The organism is Micromonospora sp. NPDC005252 (genome assembly GCF_042872475.1).
In the GTDB taxonomy this organism is placed as follows: Bacteria; Actinomycetota; Actinomycetes; order Mycobacteriales; family Micromonosporaceae; genus Micromonospora.
This window is the reverse complement of record NZ_JBIAKN010000008.1, coordinates 177,932-193,767: the sequence shown is the minus strand read 5'-3', so window position 1 is coordinate 193,767 and position 15,836 is coordinate 177,932. Positions and strand designations below refer to the sequence as shown.

At 71.7% G+C, this 15,836-nt stretch carries 20 protein-coding genes and 2 pseudogenes; 16 read left to right on the top strand and 6 right to left on the bottom strand.

Translation table 11 applies throughout. The features are described 5' to 3' along the window. Positions 1–7 precede the first annotated feature (7 nt). Positions 8–448, bottom strand: coding sequence for a (deoxy)nucleoside triphosphate pyrophosphohydrolase (locus ACFYPH_RS22935; RefSeq protein WP_354857064.1), 441 nt, complete (start codon positions 446–448; stop codon positions 8–10). Positions 449–631: 183 nt separating this feature from the next. Between ACFYPH_RS22935 and ACFYPH_RS22930 the strand changes: the two genes are divergently transcribed. The 4 genes from ACFYPH_RS22930 to ACFYPH_RS22915 all read left to right on the top strand — a co-directional run bounded on the left by ACFYPH_RS22930 (position 632) and on the right by ACFYPH_RS22915 (position 3,788). Further along, positions 632–940 (top strand): 4a-hydroxytetrahydrobiopterin dehydratase, encoded by a 309-nt coding sequence (locus ACFYPH_RS22930; protein ID WP_354857066.1) that lies wholly within the window; start codon positions 632–634, stop codon positions 938–940. A gap of 44 nt (positions 941–984) precedes the next feature. Then, positions 985–1,347 carry a PH domain-containing protein gene (locus ACFYPH_RS22925; protein WP_354857068.1) on the top strand — a complete coding sequence of 121 codons (363 nt, stop codon included), beginning with the start codon at positions 985–987 and terminating at the stop codon, positions 1,345–1,347. A 223-nt stretch (positions 1,348–1,570) separates the two neighbouring features. Further along, positions 1,571–2,305: a class I SAM-dependent methyltransferase gene (locus ACFYPH_RS22920; protein WP_387184421.1), complete on the top strand. Its 735-nt coding sequence runs from the start codon at positions 1,571–1,573 to the stop codon at positions 2,303–2,305. A 169-nt stretch (positions 2,306–2,474) separates the two neighbouring features. Further along, positions 2,475–3,788, top strand: coding sequence for an MFS transporter (locus ACFYPH_RS22915; RefSeq protein ID WP_387184418.1), 1,314 nt, complete (start codon positions 2,475–2,477; stop codon positions 3,786–3,788). Here the strand turns inward: ACFYPH_RS22915 and ACFYPH_RS22910 are convergent. Then, positions 3,718–4,158, bottom strand: a complete 441-nt coding sequence (locus ACFYPH_RS22910; RefSeq protein ID WP_355138174.1) for an SRPBCC domain-containing protein — start codon at positions 4,156–4,158, stop codon at positions 3,718–3,720. The genes ACFYPH_RS22915 and ACFYPH_RS22910 overlap by 71 nt on opposite strands. A 129-nt stretch (positions 4,159–4,287) precedes the next feature. On the opposite strand from ACFYPH_RS22910, the gene ACFYPH_RS22905 reads away from it, so the two are divergent. Then, positions 4,288–4,662 carry a VOC family protein gene (locus ACFYPH_RS22905; RefSeq protein WP_387184415.1) on the top strand — a complete coding sequence of 125 codons (375 nt, stop codon included), beginning with the start codon at positions 4,288–4,290 and terminating at the stop codon, positions 4,660–4,662. A gap of 93 nt (positions 4,663–4,755) precedes the next feature. On the opposite strand, the gene ACFYPH_RS22900 is transcribed toward ACFYPH_RS22905, so the two are convergent. Beyond that, positions 4,756–5,568, bottom strand: a complete 813-nt coding sequence (locus tag ACFYPH_RS22900) for a class I SAM-dependent methyltransferase (protein WP_387184497.1) — start codon at positions 5,566–5,568, stop codon at positions 4,756–4,758. 115 nt (positions 5,569–5,683) lie between these two features. Continuing rightward, on the bottom strand, positions 5,684–6,769 hold the full coding sequence (gene ychF / locus ACFYPH_RS22895) for a redox-regulated ATPase YchF (protein ID WP_387184412.1): 1,086 nt from the start codon (positions 6,767–6,769) through the stop codon (positions 5,684–5,686). 152 nt (positions 6,770–6,921) lie between these two features. Between ychF and ACFYPH_RS22890 the strand changes: the two genes are divergently transcribed. From ACFYPH_RS22890 to ACFYPH_RS22865, 6 genes are read left to right on the top strand one after another with little or no spacing between them, the layout of a single operon-like run. Next, positions 6,922–7,344, top strand: coding sequence for a YbaB/EbfC family nucleoid-associated protein (locus ACFYPH_RS22890; RefSeq protein ID WP_355138184.1), 423 nt, complete (start codon positions 6,922–6,924; stop codon positions 7,342–7,344). Positions 7,345–7,348: 4 nt separating this feature from the next. Then, positions 7,349–7,666: a hypothetical protein gene (locus tag ACFYPH_RS22885; protein WP_363938817.1), complete on the top strand. Its 318-nt coding sequence runs from the start codon at positions 7,349–7,351 to the stop codon at positions 7,664–7,666. 8 nt (positions 7,667–7,674) lie between these two features. Next, on the top strand, positions 7,675–8,166 hold the full coding sequence (locus ACFYPH_RS22880; RefSeq protein ID WP_387184409.1) for a hypothetical protein: 492 nt from the start codon (positions 7,675–7,677) through the stop codon (positions 8,164–8,166). Then, complete coding sequence (locus ACFYPH_RS22875; RefSeq protein ID WP_354857087.1) at positions 8,163–8,732, top strand: exonuclease; 570 nt, start codon at positions 8,163–8,165, stop codon at positions 8,730–8,732. The genes ACFYPH_RS22880 and ACFYPH_RS22875 overlap by 4 nt, the downstream gene beginning before the upstream one ends. Next, positions 8,729–9,283, top strand: coding sequence for a nucleotidyltransferase domain-containing protein (locus ACFYPH_RS22870; protein WP_354857090.1), 555 nt, complete (start codon positions 8,729–8,731; stop codon positions 9,281–9,283). Before ACFYPH_RS22875 ends, ACFYPH_RS22870 begins: the two co-directional genes overlap by 4 nt. 29 nt (positions 9,284–9,312) lie before the next feature. Next, on the top strand, positions 9,313–9,660 hold the full coding sequence (locus ACFYPH_RS22865) for a hypothetical protein (RefSeq protein WP_387184405.1): 348 nt from the start codon (positions 9,313–9,315) through the stop codon (positions 9,658–9,660). Between the two features lie 7 nt (positions 9,661–9,667). Here the strand turns inward: ACFYPH_RS22865 and ACFYPH_RS22860 are convergent, their stop codons facing one another. Both ACFYPH_RS22860 and ACFYPH_RS22855 read right to left on the bottom strand, forming a co-directional pair. After that, complete coding sequence (locus tag ACFYPH_RS22860; RefSeq protein ID WP_354857093.1) at positions 9,668–10,402, bottom strand: peptidase E; 735 nt, start codon at positions 10,400–10,402, stop codon at positions 9,668–9,670. Between the two features lie 60 nt (positions 10,403–10,462). After that, entirely contained in the window at positions 10,463–10,969 is a 507-nt protein-coding gene (locus tag ACFYPH_RS22855) for a hypothetical protein (RefSeq protein ID WP_354857095.1), read from the bottom strand. 140 nt (positions 10,970–11,109) lie between these two features. Here ACFYPH_RS22855 and ACFYPH_RS22850 point away from each other — a divergent pair, with 140 nt between their 5' ends. The 5 genes and pseudogenes from ACFYPH_RS22850 (at position 11,110) to ACFYPH_RS22830 (ending at position 15,830) form a co-directional block, all read left to right on the top strand. Then, positions 11,110–11,619 (top strand): SigE family RNA polymerase sigma factor, encoded by a 510-nt coding sequence (locus tag ACFYPH_RS22850; protein WP_354857097.1) that lies wholly within the window; start codon positions 11,110–11,112, stop codon positions 11,617–11,619. Between the two features lie 731 nt (positions 11,620–12,350). After that, positions 12,351–13,751 (top strand): FAD-dependent oxidoreductase, encoded by a 1,401-nt coding sequence (locus ACFYPH_RS22845; RefSeq protein ID WP_354857100.1) that lies wholly within the window; start codon positions 12,351–12,353, stop codon positions 13,749–13,751. A 100-nt stretch (positions 13,752–13,851) separates the two neighbouring features. Beyond that, positions 13,852–14,875, top strand: a pseudogene (locus ACFYPH_RS22840) (bifunctional transcriptional activator/DNA repair enzyme AdaA); the annotation flags it as partial. A gap of 92 nt (positions 14,876–14,967) precedes the next feature. Beyond that, a pseudogene (locus tag ACFYPH_RS22835) lies at positions 14,968–15,324 on the top strand (DNA-3-methyladenine glycosylase family protein); the annotation flags it as partial. Further along, entirely contained in the window at positions 15,321–15,830 is a 510-nt protein-coding gene (locus ACFYPH_RS22830; protein ID WP_387184401.1) for a methylated-DNA--[protein]-cysteine S-methyltransferase, read from the top strand. The pseudogene ACFYPH_RS22835 and the gene ACFYPH_RS22830, both read left to right, overlap by 4 nt. Positions 15,831–15,836 lie beyond the last annotated feature (6 nt).

Genomic DNA, 15,836 nt, shown 5'->3' with positions numbered 1-15,836 from the left:
TTCATGATCAACGAGCGAGGAGGCGGGGGCGCAGGGCGGCGACGATCGGTGCGTCGGCGGGGAGCCAGGTGACCGAGTCCAGCTCGTCGGCGGCGAGCCAGCGCAGCGCCTGGTGCTCCAACGCCAGCGGCTCGTCGCCGTGCAGGAGGCGGGCCGCGTACACCTTGAGCACCGAGCGGCCGTGGGCCATCCGGACGTTGCGGCCGACCCGGTCACCGATCTCCACGCGTACGGCCAACTCCTCGGCGCACTCCCGGATCAGCGCCTCGGTCTCCCCCTCCCCCGGCTCGACCTTCCCGCCGGGGAACTCCCACATGCCGGCCACCTCGGGCGGGGCGGAGCGCGCACACGCGAGCACCCGTCCGTCCCGGATGATCGCCGCCCCCACGATCACCTTCAGGTCCCGTCGTTCGGCCTGCCCGCCGCCATTAGCCCGTTCGGTCTGCACGGGCGTCCAGGGTGCCAGATCAATCGGCGGTTTGGGTACCGACGCCGTCCGCTAGTCCAACAGAACACGGAAGTGTGGGCGTGGACACCCTTACCGAGCGACGACAGACTAGAAGGCACCGACAAGACACGGGATGGCGACGATTTGGCCACAAGCCGGCAACGGCGCTTGGGGGGTGCGGTGATGCGCGTGCTGTTCAACAGCCGAGCCAAGCACGACTACCTGTCCGACGCGTTGACCTTGCTAACCGGTTGGACGCGGGAGGGTGAACAGATCCGGCGGACGCTCGTGATCGACGATACCCAACACGCGGCGCTAACTGAACGGGTCAAGGTCGTCGCCGACGCTCTGCACCTGCGTCCCGAGATCAGCCGCCGGTCCGACAGCACCCAGATCCGGGTCGGGCACGGCAACGACGAGCCGCTGACCGAGGGCGAGGTTCTGCTGGCCGCCCGCATCGAGGACGCGTACCGCGCGGTCACCGAGGCCTGACGACCCACCCGACCCACTGGCACCGGTTGCCTAACCTGGGTCGCATGGCGAACATCGCGTACGACCGCAAGGAGCAGGTCCAGCAGATCGAGAGTGGCCTCCTCGACGGCGAGCAGATCATCGCCGTCTACGACGCTGTCGGCACCGGCACCGGGTTCATCGGGCTGACCGACCGCCGCGTGATCATCCAGGACCGCTCGTTCGTCGGGAAGCGGTTCGCGATCACCAGCATCCCGTACTCGAAGATCACCAGCGTGAGCGTGGTCAGCAACAAGTCGTGGGGTGGTTCGTTCTTCTCCACCGGCGCCATCGCCATCCACGTCGGCACGCACACCTACGAGGTGGAGTTCCGTGGCGCGCAGAAGTGCCACCACGTACACAACGTGATCCTGCACCACATCTCCTGACCGCACGTCCCGTCGCGGGCCCGGCTGGCGTAATTGCCTTGCCGGGCCCGCGGCGTCTCTGGTGTCCTCGGTCGACAGCCGCGCGAAAGGAGCAGCCGACATGCCCCACTCGACGAAGTCCCTCCGACCCGACGTCATCCGATCCGAGGAATCGAGACTTCGTGAGCAGGACCGTTCCCCTGGCGCTGCTGGGCGCCACTGATCCCAACCCCGGAGGCCGCTGATGTCGGTCTTCGACGATCCCGGCCTCTTCGGCCGGCTCTGGGCGGCCGGATACGACGACGGCGGCACCAACCCCGACCCGGCCCCCGCCGTGGATTTCCTGGCCGATCTGGCCGACGGCGGCCCGGTCCTCGAACTGGCGATCGGCACCGGCCGCGTCGCGCTGCCCCTTGCCGAACGTGGCCTCAGCGTGCACGGCATCGAGGCGTCCGAGGAGATGCTGGCCCAGATGCGGGCCAAGCCCGGCGGCGACCAGATCCCCGCGGTCGTCGGCGACATGGCCGACGTGGGTGTGCAGGGCCCGTTCCGCCTGGCCTACCTGGTCTTCAACACCCTGTTCAACCTGGTGGACGCCGAGCGGCAGGCGGACTGCTTCCGCAACGTCGCCCGGGTGCTGTCGCCGGGCGGAGCGTTCGTCATCGAGACGTTCGTACCCGACCCGCGCAGCTTCGACGCCGATGAGCAGGTGCAGGTGCGGGAGGTCACCGAGGACTCGGCGACGATCCGACTGCACCGGTACGACCGGCCCGCGCAGCGGTTCATCCGGCAGACCATCACCTTCGACGGTGACGGTGTGCACCTGAAACCGTTCGCCATGCGCTACGCCTGGCCGCACCAGATCGACGAGATGGCGCGGCAGGCGGGGCTCCGGCTCACCGAGCGGTACGCCGACTGGCACCGGCGGCCGTTCGCCGCCGACAGCCCGGCACACATCTCCGTCTACCGAGCGGAGTAGCGGCGGTCGATCGGCTCCGGTCCCGTGCAGGGTGTGCGTGACCCCCACCCGCGCGATCCGGAGTCGATCACCGTCAGCCACGGACGAGGGCCGGCCGTTCGCTCCGGGCTGATTCTGCTGTCGGCAGTCGTTGCTGGCCGATCCGGCCCACGGCGGGTCGACTGTCTCCATGCCTCGATTCCCGCGTACCTCGCCCTACTGGCCGGTGGTCAGTCATCCCCTGCTGCGGCGCGTGCTGCCCGGGCTGGCCGTGTCCGCCCTCGGCGACGGCATGGCGGTGGTCGCGGTGACCTGGCTGGCCATCCAGCTCGCGCCGCAGGGCCAGCGCGGCCTGTGGATCGCGGTCGCGGTGGCCGCGTACACCCTGCCCAGCGCGGCCGGGACGGTCGTCTTCGGTCGGTTGCTGCGCGGGCGCAGCGGCGCTCAGCTCGCCGGCTGGGACGCGATCCTGCGAGCCGCCGCGCTCGCGGCGATCCCGATCGCCCACCTCGCCGGCATGCTCACCATCGGGCTGTACGTCGTCCTGCTCGCCGCTTCCGCGCTGCTGCACTCGTGGGGCTCCGCCGGGCGGTTCACCCTGATCGCCGAGCTGCTGCCGCAGCGCCACCACCTGCCGGCCAACGCGGTGCTCACCACCATCTCCGGGTTCGCCACCATCGTCGGCCCGCCGCTGGCGGGCATCCTGATCGGCTGGGCGGGCCCGGTGTGGGTCATCGCCGTCGACGCCGCGACGTTCGCCGTGCTGGCGCTCACCTATCGCCTCGCCCTTCCCGCCACCGACATGATTCATCGGTACGAGCGCGGCGCCTCTCGTACCGCGGGCTTCGCGGTCATCCGCCGTCAGCCCGCGCTGCTCGGCCTGCTGATGCTGAGCGTCGCGTTCTTCTTCCTCTTCGGCCCGGTGTACGTCGCCATGCCGCTGCACGTCACCGACGACCTGCACGCGTCCGCGACGCTGCTCGGCGCGTACTACACCGCCTTTGGCGTCGGCGGCCTCGTCGGCGGTGTGGTGGCCGGGCACCTTCGCCACTGGCCGCTGCGTGCCACCACGATCGGCATCGTCATCGGGTTCGGCGTCGCCATGCTGCCCCTCGGCCTGGGCGCCCCTATCGGCCTGTCCCTGCCGGCGTTCGCCCTGGCAGGCCTGATCTGGGCGCCGTACATGTCCACGTCGATGGCGTTGTTCCAGCGCAGCGCGTCCACCGAGCAACTCCCCGCGGTGCTCGCCGCGAACGGCGCCGTCCTTGTGCTCGCGGTGCCGCTCGGCACGATGCTCGGCGGCCCGTTGGTCGGCGCCATCGGCGCACGCCCGACGCTGCTGCTCTGCGCCGTGGCGATCGTGATCCTCGGCCTGCTGGCTGCCGGGTTCCAGATGGCGCGGCGGGACGGGGCGGGTTCCGTCGCCACCGAGGTCAGTGCCCGTCGCCGATCTGGACGTCGTCCGGCGCCGGCCGGCCGCGCCCCGTCTCCACCAGCTCCTTGAGACTCATCAGGAAGATCGCCCACTTGGTGCTGCACTCGTGCATGAGTTCGGTCGGCTCGCGCCAACCCCCGTGCGTGAAGTCAACGATCGTGTACTTCCCACGCTGGCCGAAGCGCCAGTTGACCTCGGTGCCGATCCACTCGTCGGGGCCACCGACGACCCGCCACCGCACCCGTCCGGCCGGGTCCAGCTCGATGATCTCCAGATCGAACCCACCGTCGGCACCGAACCGGACGGTCAACTGCCCGCCGACCTCGCCCTTTCCGGTCGTGTCGATCGACCACCAGCCCGCGACGCCCTCGGGAGTCGCCACCGCTCGGTAGACGTCGCCGAGCGGGGCGACGACGCCGACCTGATGCAGAATGTCCACCACTTCAGACTCCTTCGCCTCGCCGGCCTGCAACCTTTGGTTGCGTCACCGTACGACGATTGCCGCCCATCGCGCAACCTTTAGTTGCGTTTTACGATCCCGTCGTACCCGAGGCACACAATGCGGTGCATGTCTGAGTCAGCTCCACAGCGACACCACACCATCGACTACATCGAGCTCACCGTGACCGACCTCGCCGAGGCCAAGCGCTTCTACGCCGACGCGTTCGGCTGGCAGTTCACCGACTACGGCCCGGGGTACGCGGGCATCCGCAGCCCGCAGGGCGACTCCGCACCCGAGGTGGGTGGTCTCCGCCTGGACGAGGAGGTACGGGCGGGCGGCCCGCTGGTGCTGCTCTACTCAAGTGACCTGGACCGGTCCGTGCAGGCGGTGAAGGAGGCCGGGGGCCAGGTGGTCAACGGGCCGTACGAGTTCCCCGAAGGCCGCCGGTTCCACTTCACCGACCCGAGCGGCAACGAGTTGGGCGTCTGGGCCGAGCAGTAGCGCGTGCGAGGCCGCCGGTGACTTCGACGGCTTCTCGGTAGCCGAGCAGTCGCGCTGGCGAGCCGACTACTACCGCACATGACCTGTTGACCGTCACCGCCGGCGGGCGCGCAACACCCCGGTCAGCATCGGCAGGTTGAACTCACCCTCGGCGGTTTCGGGCCTACTGGCGAGGAAGTCGCGGATCCGGCCGAGCGTGGTCTCCCGGTCCGGTTCCGGCATGACCAGCATCCCGGCCCGGGTCGCGAGTGTCGCGATGAGGGAGTCGGCGGTTCGGCGCTGACCGTGCGGAAACTCGGCCTGCTCCGACGAACCGAACCGGGAGTCCAGCCTGGTGCTCACAACGAGCATGTCAGCGGTCGCCGCGCGCCAACTGGTGAGCGTGTCACGCGGGCCGATCGCCGCACTCCCGCTGACACGTTCGAGCTCGGCGACCCAGTCGATCCGGTCGTCCATGATGTTCCACAGGCCCGCCAGGACGCCTCCGGGTGCGAGGACCCGGGCGATTTCCGGCCCCGCGACGGCCATGTCGAACCAGTGCAGGGCGTTGCCGGCCAGCACGGCGTCGACGGACGCGTCCGGCAACGGGATCGCCTCGGCGCTACCCGGCAGGGCACGAACGGTTGGCCTGGCACGGCGCAGCTCGGTGAGCATCGCCGGGTCGGGTTCGACCGCGACGACGTCCGCGCCAACGGCGACCAACGTGTGGGTCAGCTTGCCGGTGCCGGCACCAAGGTCGAGCACTCGCGGGCCGGGCGCGAACTCAAGCGCCCACCGCACCGCGGCCTGCGCGTAATCCGGGCGATGCTCGGCGTACGCGGACGCGGCCGAGCCGAACGACGAACTGAGCAACGTCCGTTCCCCCACAAGGCACCGTCCCTCTGCCTGTCCGTGCCGGACCCGCATCATCCCTCGGATTTCTGGATGTCGGGGTGTTCCAGCCGTCCGGATACCCCGCTTTCCAGGAATCCGAGTCGATCAGGGCCGCCGTCGACCGCGTCCGCGGAAGGGAGAGCTGGATTCAGACGTTGAAGCGGAACTCCACCACGTCGCCGTCCTGCATGACGTACTCCTTGCCCTCGATGCGGACCTTGCCCGCCGCCTTGGCCGCGGCCATCGATCCGTGCTCGACCAGATCATGGTAGGAGACCACCTCGGCCTTGATGAAGCCGCGCTGGAAGTCCGAGTGGATGACACCCGCGGCCTCCGGCGCGGTGGCGCCGACCGGGACGGTCCAGGCGCGCGCTTCCTTGGGGCCGGCCGTGAGGTACGTCTGGAGCCCGAGCGTACGGAAGCCGACGCGGACGAGCTGGTTAAGGCCGGGCTCGTTCTGCCCGATCGACTCCAGCAGCTCGCGGGCCTCCTCCTCGGGCAGGTCCACCAGCTCGGATTCGATCTTGGCGTCCATGAAGACGGCCTCGGCGGGGGCGACCAGGGCACGCAGTTCGTCGAGGAACGTCTCGTTGGCCAGCTCGGCCTCGTCGACGTTGAAGACGTACAGGAAGGGCTTGGTGGTGAGCAGGTGCAGCTCGCGCAGGTGCTCCAGCTCGATCTTGGCCGCGCCGGCCCCGGAGTAGAGCGTGGTGCCGCCGTCGAGCACCTCGATCGCGGCCTTCGCGGCGGCGACCGCGGCGGACCGGTCCTTGCGGAGCTTGGCCTCCTTCTCCAACCGGGGCAGCGCCTTGTCCAGGGTCTGCAGGTCGGCGAGGATCAGCTCGGTGTTGATCGTCTCGATGTCGTCGGCCGGGGAGATCTTGCCGTCGACGTGCACCACGTTCGGGTCGGAGAACGCCCGGACCACCTGGCAGATCGCCGAGGCGTCGCGGATGTTGGCCAGGAAGGCGTTGCCCCGGCCCTGCCCCTTGGACGCGCCACGGACCAGGCCGGCGATGTCGACGAACGACACCGGGGCCGGCAGCACCTTCTGCGAGGAGAAGATCTCCGCCAGCTTGCCCAGCCGCTCGTCGGGCAGCCCGACCACGCCGACGTTGGGCTCGATGGTGGCGAACGGGTAGTTCGCCGCCAGCACGTCGTTCTTGGTCAACGCGTTGAAAAGCGTGCTCTTGCCGACGTTGGGCAGGCCGACGATGCCGATGGTGAGACTCACGACGGGCCAGCTTACGCCGGTGCCGGACGCGCCGGTCCAGGCGGCTCCGATTCCACCGGGCCGGACGCTGCCCCGGGTCGCGCATCGGCGGGTACGGCAGGTGGCGTCCCGTTGCTACCCTCTCGATGTCGCGTGCGACGTGAGGGGGCGTTGTGGACCAGGTGACGGAATTCGACCGGCTGTTCCAGCAAACCCGACAGGCGCTGGCGTCGATGCGTTCGACCGGGCAGGTCCCCGATGATCTGGAGGTCGAGCCGGCACGGGGCACCGGGTCTGCGGCGGGCGGTCAGGTCGAGGTCGTGGCGGTCGGCCAGCACGTCGAGTCGGTGACGGTGGACCCGCGCGCGCTCCGGATGGGCGCCGAGATGCTCGGCGAGCAGATCACCATGGCGGTCAACGCCGCGCTGGACGACCTGCGACTTGCGGCCGGCGAGGCCGCGGACGCACCTGCGGTCGACCCGGTGGCGCTGGGCCAGCAGCTCGACGAGTTGCAGAACGAATCAGTGCGCAGCATGGCGGCGATGACCGATGCGCTCACCGACGCGGTGCGGCGCATCCAGCAGGCAGCGAGGTGATGTCATGCGCGAGGACCTACAGGTGCACCCGCCCGCGCTGCGGCAGGGCGGCGGCCACCTGACGACGGTGGCCGAGCAGCTCGCCGCGCAGTGGGAGGTGCTGCTCGCGCGGACGGCCTCGATGGGCGACATCTTCGGCGACGACGACGTGGGCGGCCTGATCGGCATGTCGTACCAGGTGGCCGAGGAGATCGCGGCGGAGTGCCTCGGGTCGGTCGTCGACGGGCTGCGCGGCTTCGGTGCCGGGTTGAGCCTGATGGCCGACCAGTACGACTCCGTCGAGCAGGACAACGACGCCCAGTTCACGACGATGAGCTGGTAGGCGGGTCGATGGGGATCATGCTGCCCGGCGAGCTCGCCGGCCTGTTGAACGAGCTGGGTTACACCTGGCCCAAGTCGGACGAGACGAAGATGTTCGAGCTGGGCCAGATGTGGATGGAGATGGCCGACTCGCTGCACAACGCGGCGGCGAAGGGTACGGCGGCCGCACAGCGGGTGCTGACCGGCAACCAGGGCGATGCGTTGACCGCGTTTCAGGAGCGCTGGGATGCCGACGGTTCGGCGATGTCGGTGCTGCGGGACGGCGGCACCGGCGCACAGATGGTGGCGGCGACGCTGTTCGTGTGCGCGCTGATCGTCCTCGCCCTGAAGATCAACGTGATCGTCCAGCTGATCATCCTGCTGGTGCAGATCATCCAGGCGATCGCGACGGCCGCTCCGACGTTCGGCGCCTCGCTGCTGGAGATCCCCGTCTTCAAGAAGCTCACCGACATCGTCCTGAACATGCTGATCGACCAGGCCATCGGGGTGGTGCTGGGATGACCTCTCCGCTGCCCGAGCTGTACGTCGGCGTCGACGTGGAGGCGGACGGGCCGATCCCCGGGCCGAACAGCATGATCTCGTTGGGCATGGCCGTGGCCGGTCGCCCGGATCTGACGTTCTACACCGAACTGCGTCCCATCTCCGACGAGTTCGTGCCGGCCGCGCTGGCCGTGTCGGGTCTGGACCGGGACCGTCTGCTCCGCGAGGCGCCCACCGCGCCGGAGGCGATGGCAGCGGCGGCGGCCTGGGTCAACGGACTGCGCCGGATCGGCCGCCCGGTCTTCCTCGCCGCTCCCGCTGTCTGGGACGGCATGTTCGTGCACTGGTACTTCGTGCGCTTCGTCGGCCACAGCCCGTTCGGCGCCACCGGTTCCGGCGTCGACCTCCGCAGCTACTGGATGGGGCTGACCGGCAGCGAGTGGGTCCAGACCCGCAAGGGCAAGATCAAGCACGAGCTGGGTCTGCACGACGTACCGCACACCCACCACGCCGGCGAGGACGCCGCCGAACTGGCGCAGGTCTTCGACGCCGTGCTGCGCCGCCGCCAGTCGGGCGGGCTGGAATGACCGGCCGTCGACGGGATCTGCCGGACGGCGCCACGACGGCCGCCCGGGGCATCGTGGCGCAGGCCGCCCGGAGCATGATGCGACGGGCCGACGACGTGGCGGGCGAGACGGCCGAGGCGGCGACCACCCGGGCCGCCCGGCAGATCCCGCAGGGCTTCACCGAACGCCAGTGGACCCGGTTCGCCCGGGGCGCCCGGCAGACCCAACGGCAGGCCGGGCTGCCCGACGGGGACCTGGTCGCCCACGGCAGCCGGGTGAAGGGCACCGCCCGCCCGGACTCCGACATCGACGTGGCGCTCATCGTCGACGACAAGACCTTCTTCGACCTGGCCGAACGCTCCCTGTCCCGGGCTCCGGACGGGACCCGGCTGCGCAAGACGATGCTGCGCCGCATCAACGAGAACGGTCAGCTCGCCAGCTTCGATCTGGGCACCGACTTCACCCACCTGCGCCGTGAACTCATGGACACGCACGTGCCGCACAAGGTGCAGTTCTCCGTGCTGCGCCGGGGCGGCAAGTTCGACAACGGCCCGTTCCTCCCGCTCGATTGAGCGGTTCCGCATCTGGCAAGGTGGCAGACGTGCAGACGACGTTGCAGTTCCTCATCATGGTCGACGGCCCGCTGACGGCGGCGGAGCTGCTCGACCTGATCCGAACCCGGCTGCCCGACGCGGTGCCCTACCGCCGCGACTCGGTGGACGTCCGGGGCAACCTGCTGGAGATCAACCCCAACGAGGACGCCGACCTGCGGCTCGCCGCCACCGACGAGGACGACTACCTCTACTTCCGGTGGCGGGTGGAGCTGACCCCGATGGACCGGTCAGTCGACGAGTCGCACCAGATCGCCCTCGCCCGGGAGCTGCTGCGATCGATCGAGGGGCCGCAGGTGCGGGCGACCGTGTGCGCCGCTTTCGAGGATCGGGTCTGACCGGCGCTCAACCAAGCAGGCGGGGCGCGATGACCGCCTCCCGCACACTGCCGTCCGCGTTGCGGCTCACCTCGTACGCCGAGACGCCCTCGCGGTCGGCGACCGCCTCGACCAGCCCGGTCCCCCGGTAGACCAGGCCGACGCCGTCGTCAGTGCAGTGGCTGGTCGGCAACGTGCCGTCGCCGACCAGCTCGTGCATCAGCGGTCGGCGCTGGGCCTCGCTGTCGTAGTGCACGCCGTTGCCGTACGGCAGCCAGCCCAACGCCTCGGTGAACCCGCGCAGGCGGGGCCCGAAGCTGTCGGTGGCGCCGCCCACGTGCCAGCAGATCGAGCCGGCCGAGACGCCGGCCAGCACCACGCCGGCCTGCCAGCACTCGTGCAGGATCTCGTCGAGCCGGTGCACCCGCCAGACCGCGACGAGGTTGGCGACGCTGCCGCCGCCGACCCAGATCACGTCCTGGGCGAGCAGGTGGGCGCGGACGTCGTCGACGTTCGGCATCGGGAACAGCGCGAGGTGCGACAGGCGGAACCGGGTCTCGGCGAACGCGCCGTAGACGGCGGCGAACGAGGTGGGCTGGTCACCGACGGCCTGCCCGAGGTAGCAGATCCGCGGCTGCGGACCAGCCTCGGCCAGCTCGGCGGCCAGCTCGAAGACCGGGCTGGGGCGCATGTCGTACGGCCCTCGGTCGCCCCGGGAGAAGCCCATGCTGGTGGCGATGATGGTCGGCTCGCTGGCGGGCATCGGGCGTCCTTCCGTCGGGGCGGTGCGGCGTCCATCCTGCCGCAGCCACGAAGCGGCCGGTCACGCGCCCACGTGCCGGCCGCTGCGCTGGCGGGGCACCTCGACCTCGGGCCAGTGGTCCGCGGGCGGCCGGTCGGCCGGGGGCAGTTGCGCCGCGGCGGCACGGGGCAGGGTGAACCGGTCGGCGGCGGCCGGGCCGGCCGAGAACGACTCGCGCAGCATCCAGCGCACCTCGTCGGCCGTCCAGCCCAACTCGGCCCGCGCGGCGATCTCGCGCACCAACCGCCGACCGACGCGGGTGTCGTCGTCGTAGAAGCGCATGCACCAGTGGTGGGTCCACATCCCGAGTGCGCGCAGGCCCGCATCGTCGAGTGAGCCGACCAACCGGCCACAGGCGGTGTCGGCGAAGACCTGCTCCGCCTCGGCCGCCCGGTCCCGTTCGATGGCGCCGACGGCGGCCGGCGCGACGGCCCGCATCCGGCGGTAGAAGGACTGTGCCACCGCGCGGGGCAGCGGCGGGAACGCGCCCGGTGTCGACGCCGCCGCCCAACCCGCCACGCTCGTCATGTCCCGCATCCCTTCTTCAGTTGGTGGCCGGACGGTACCCGTCACGACCGACACTTCCGGGCCGGAAAAACACAGCGGATCGCGGATAGCGACGATGACCTGGGGCGTCTGTACGGGTGACAACGAAACGGGGGTGGTGGGTGGACGAGGACGAACGCGCTCGGCTGGCCGAGTTCGTCGGCAGCCGGACACCGGCGCTGATGCGGGTCGCGTACCTGCTGACCGGGGACCGCAACGCCGCCGAGGACCTGTTCCAGTCGGCGTTGGTGCGAACCATCCCGAAGTGGGAGACCATCCGGCACGCCGATCCCGAGGGATATCTCCGCGTGGTGATGTACCGCGAGCAGATCAGCTGGTGGCGGCGACTTCGCCGACGGCGGGAGACGCCGCTCAACCCGGCCGACGAGCCGGTCGGCGCCGACCCGAGCGGCGGCTCCGACGTACGGCTGGCGATGCGTGCCGCGCTGCGCCAGCTGCCACCGGCACAGCGGACGGTGGTGGTCCTGCGCTACTACGAGGACCTGCCCGAAGGCCGGGTGGCCGAGCTGCTCGGCTGCTCGGTGGGCACCGTCCGCAGTCGTACGCACCGGGCGGTCCAGCGTCTGCGCGACCTGCTGCCGGAGATCGAGCTGCTGGAGGTACGGCGATGACCGATCCCTTCGAGAGCCTCATCCGATCCACCCTCACCGACCTGGCCGAGGAGGCACCGATCGTGCATGACCAGTTGAACCGAGCGGAACGGCGGTTCCGCAACAGACGCCGCGCCACGGTGACGATGGGGGCGGTGGGGACTCTCGCGGCGATCCTGATCGCGGCTCCGATCGCCCTGGCCGCGAGCGGCTCGGACGGGCCTCCGCCAGCCGTGCCGAGCCCAGCGGGCCCGGCGGCCGTACCCGACCCGTCCGGGGCGCCGCCCGGCGTGCCGAGCCGGCCCGGCCTACCGGCTCCGGTGCCGTCGCCGGCCACCTCCGACGAGCCGGGAGACCCCGGCGTGCCGGGCAGGCCGGACGAGCCCGGCCCCCCGGGTGTGCCGGGTAGGCCGGACGAGCCGGGGCCGACCACGGGTGGTGCGCCGGGCGTTCCGGGGCGACCGGGCTCCCCGACGATCAAGCCGAGCCCGTCCGGGCCGAGCACGGGGCCCAGCCCCGCGAGGTGATCGGGCCCGGTCCGACCGAGGTGATCTCCACGCCTCGGTCGGACCGGCCCGGACGCCCACGTCGGCGGAGATTCCGGTCACTACGACCGAACGCGTGTCACCGCTCCGCGCTCATTGACCACCTACCAATGGTTGGTGGCCGACCCGGGGTTTGCCAACGCCGTCGCCACCGCCCCACTCTTGGGCCATGACCGAGCACGACGGCCGAGCGGCCCAGGGCCAGCGATGACCACCGCCATGGCCCGGGTGCCCGACTCCCTGCGGGGGCAGATCGTCACGCCCGGCGACCGCCGGTACGCGCAGCTTCGCTCGACGTACACGACGACTGCCTCGCCGGCCGCCGTGCTGCTGCCGAAGACCACCGCGCAGGTGATCGACGCGATCCGGTACGCCCGGGAGCAGCGACTGCCGATCGCCGTGCGCAGCGGCGGGCACGGCCTGTCCGGAGCCTCCTCCAACAACGGCGGCGTCGTGATCGACCTGTCCATGCTCAACCGGGTGCGGGTGCTCGACGAACGGGCCGGACTGGTCCGGGTCGAGGCCGGCGCCCGCTGGGCGAACGTCGCGACGGCGCTTGCCCCGTACGGCCTGGTGGTCAGCTCGGGCGACTACGGCGGTGTCGGCGTCGGCGGGCTGGCCACCGGCGGCGGCGTCGGCTGGCTGGTACGCGCCCACGGCCTCACCATCGATCGCGTCCGCGCGGTGGAGGTCGTGCTCGCGGACGGGACGCTGGTACGCGCCGACGCGGCGCACGAACCCGAGCTGTTCTGGCTGGTCCGGGGCGCCGGCGCGGGGGCCGGTGTCGTGGTGGCGTTCGAGATCGAGGCCGCCGAGCAGCGCAACGTGGGCGTGGCGCAGCTGGTCGTCGAGGCGCACCCGGACGGCCGTACCGTCCGCGAGTGGGCGAGCTTTCTGGCGCAGGCCCCCCGGGAGCTGTCCGCCGCCGCCGTGCTGTTCGCCGAGGGCCGCTCGACGCTCATGTCCGTCACCGCAGTGGTGGCCGCGGAGAGCCTGCGCCGCGTCCGGCCCGTCGTGGAGCCGCTGCTGGCCATCGGGAAGGTGCTCGAACACCGCAGCGACCTGCTGCCCTACCCGACGCTGGTGCCGACCGCGCACCTGCACCCGAACGTCGGGCAGCAACGGGGTACGACCACCAACGGCCTGTTCGCCGAGCTGGACCCGGGCGTCGCGCGAGCGGTCACGCGGGCGACCACCGGTCCGGGCCGGGCGGTGATCCAACTGCGCTCGGTCGGCGGGGCGGTCAACGATGTCGCCGCCGCCGCGACGGCCTACCCGCACCGGCACCAGAACACCCTGGTCATCGCCTCGACGTTCCCACCGCTGGGCGGCGCGGCGTTGGACACCGCCTGGCGGGCCGTCGGCGCGCGAGCCGACGGCGAGTACGTCAACTTCGAGAGCCGACCAGGCCCGGCCGCGTTCGCCCGGATCTACCCGGGCGAGACCGGCGCCCGGGTGCGCCGGCTGTGGAAGCGGTACGACCCGGACGGCGTGTTCCGCTCGCCCCTGCTGGCCGGGCAGTCCACGCGGTCGGGGCAGTCGAACCGGTCCGGCCAACCCGCCCGGTCCGGGCAGCGGTCCGGCCAGCCGCACCGTCGCCGCCGCTGAGCGGTGCCCGGGCCGGCAGTGCGCGGCCGGCCCGCCGCGCACACGCCCAGGTCCGATTCCCGCCAGCCGAGGGCCCGACCAGCGGGGCACCATAGGTGACGTGGAGATGGACTTCGAACGGTGCTACCGCGCGGTGGACAGCCGGGACCAGCGGTTCGACGGCTGGTTCTACACCGGCGTGACGTCGACCGGGATCTACTGCCGGCCGTCCTGCCCGGCGACCACCCCCAAGCGGCAGAACGTCCGGTTCTTTCCGTCGGCCGCGGCCGCGCAGGGCGCCGGGTTGCGCGCCTGCCGCCGCTGCCGGCCGGATGCCGCACCCGGCTCGCCACAGTGGGACGTCCGCGCCGACGTGGTCGGCCGGGCGATGCGACTGATCGCCGACGGGGTGGTCGACCGGGACGGCGTGCCGGGGCTGGCCGCCCGCCTCGGCTACACCGAACGGCACCTGCACCGGATGTTGCGCGCCGAGATGGGTGCCGGGCCGCTCGCGCTGGCCCGGGCCCAGCGGGCGCAGACCGCCCGGATCCTGATCGAGACGACCGGCCTCGGCATGGCCGAGATCGCGTTCGCCGCCGGGTTCGGCAGCGTGCGGCAGTTCAACGACACGGTCCGCGAGGTGTACGCGAGCGCACCGTCCGAGCTGCGGACGGCCCGTGGTCGGCACCTGGCGGCGGTCGGGGCGGGAACCATCACGCTCCGGCTGGCGTACCGTCCGCCGCTGCACGCCCGAGCGCTGCTGGACTTCCTCGCGCTGCGCGCGCTGCCCGGGGTGGAGGAGGTGCGCGACGGGACGTACCACCGGGGGTTGCGATTGCCGCACGGCGCCGGCCAGGTGGCGCTGACCCCGGCGGACGGGCACGTGGCGGCGACGCTGCGCCTGGCCGACCTGCGCGACCTCGCGCCGGCGGTAGCCCGCTGCCGACGCCTGCTCGATCTGGACGCGGACCCGGTCGCGGTCGACGCCACGCTCGCGGCGGACCCGGCGCTGGCCCCGGTGGTGGCCGCCGAGCCCGGCATCCGCGTCCCCCGCGCGGTCGACGGCTTCGAGATGGCCGTTCGCGCGATCATCGGCCAGCAGGTCTCGGTGACGTCCGCGCGAACAACCCTCACCCGCCTCCTGACCGCCCGCGTTGATCATGAAGTTGTTGCCCCCGACGACGGCGTGTCGCGACAACAACTTCATGATCAACGGACTGACCTGCGGGGGTTTCTCAGCCCTGAGGAGGTTCTGGCCCTTCCGGATGCCGCCTTTGGGATGCCTCTTCGGCGGCGGGAGACCATTCGTGGGCTCGCCCTCGCCGTGGCGGACGGGACCGTGGACCTGGCGCCGGGTGGGGACCGGGAGGAGACCGTACGGCGGCTGCTCGCGCTGCCCGGCATCGGCCCGTGGACCGCCAGTTACCTCGCCCTGCGCGCCCTCGGCGACCCGGACGTCCTCCTCGACACCGACCTCGCGATCCGCCGCGGCGCAGCAGCGCTCGGCCTGCCCGACACGACCCTCACGGCGCACGCCGAACGGTGGCGCCCCTGGCGGTCCTACGCCACGATCAGACTCTGGAGAGCGGCATGAGCATCGACAGCACCGTGCTGACCACCCCGACCGGGCCGCTGAGCATCCTCGCCGGCAGCGACGGCGAGGTCCTGGCGGCCGGTTTCACCCCCGACCCGGCGGCGCTGCTGCCCCTGATCCACCCGACCCTGCGGGCGCCGCTGCGGCAACGCGCCGACCTCGGGCCGGCGACCGTGGCCGTCCGGTCCTACCTGGACGGCGACCTCGCGGCCATCGACTCGGTGCCGGTACGGCAGCACACCGGCGGCGAGTTCATGGCGCACGCCTGGCAGGTGCTGCGGGAGGTTCCGCCGGGCACCCCGGTCACCTACACCGGGTACGCGGCGCTGGCCGGCCGGCCACCGGCGGTGCGCGCCGCGGCGGCGGCCTGTGCCCGCAACGCGGCGGCGCTCTTCGTACCCTGCCACCGGGTGCTGCGCACCGACGGCACGCTCGGCGGCTACCGCTGGGGGCTGGACGTGAAGAAGTGGCTTCTCGGTCATGAGCGGCGGTTGACGGCAAGCTGACAGCAG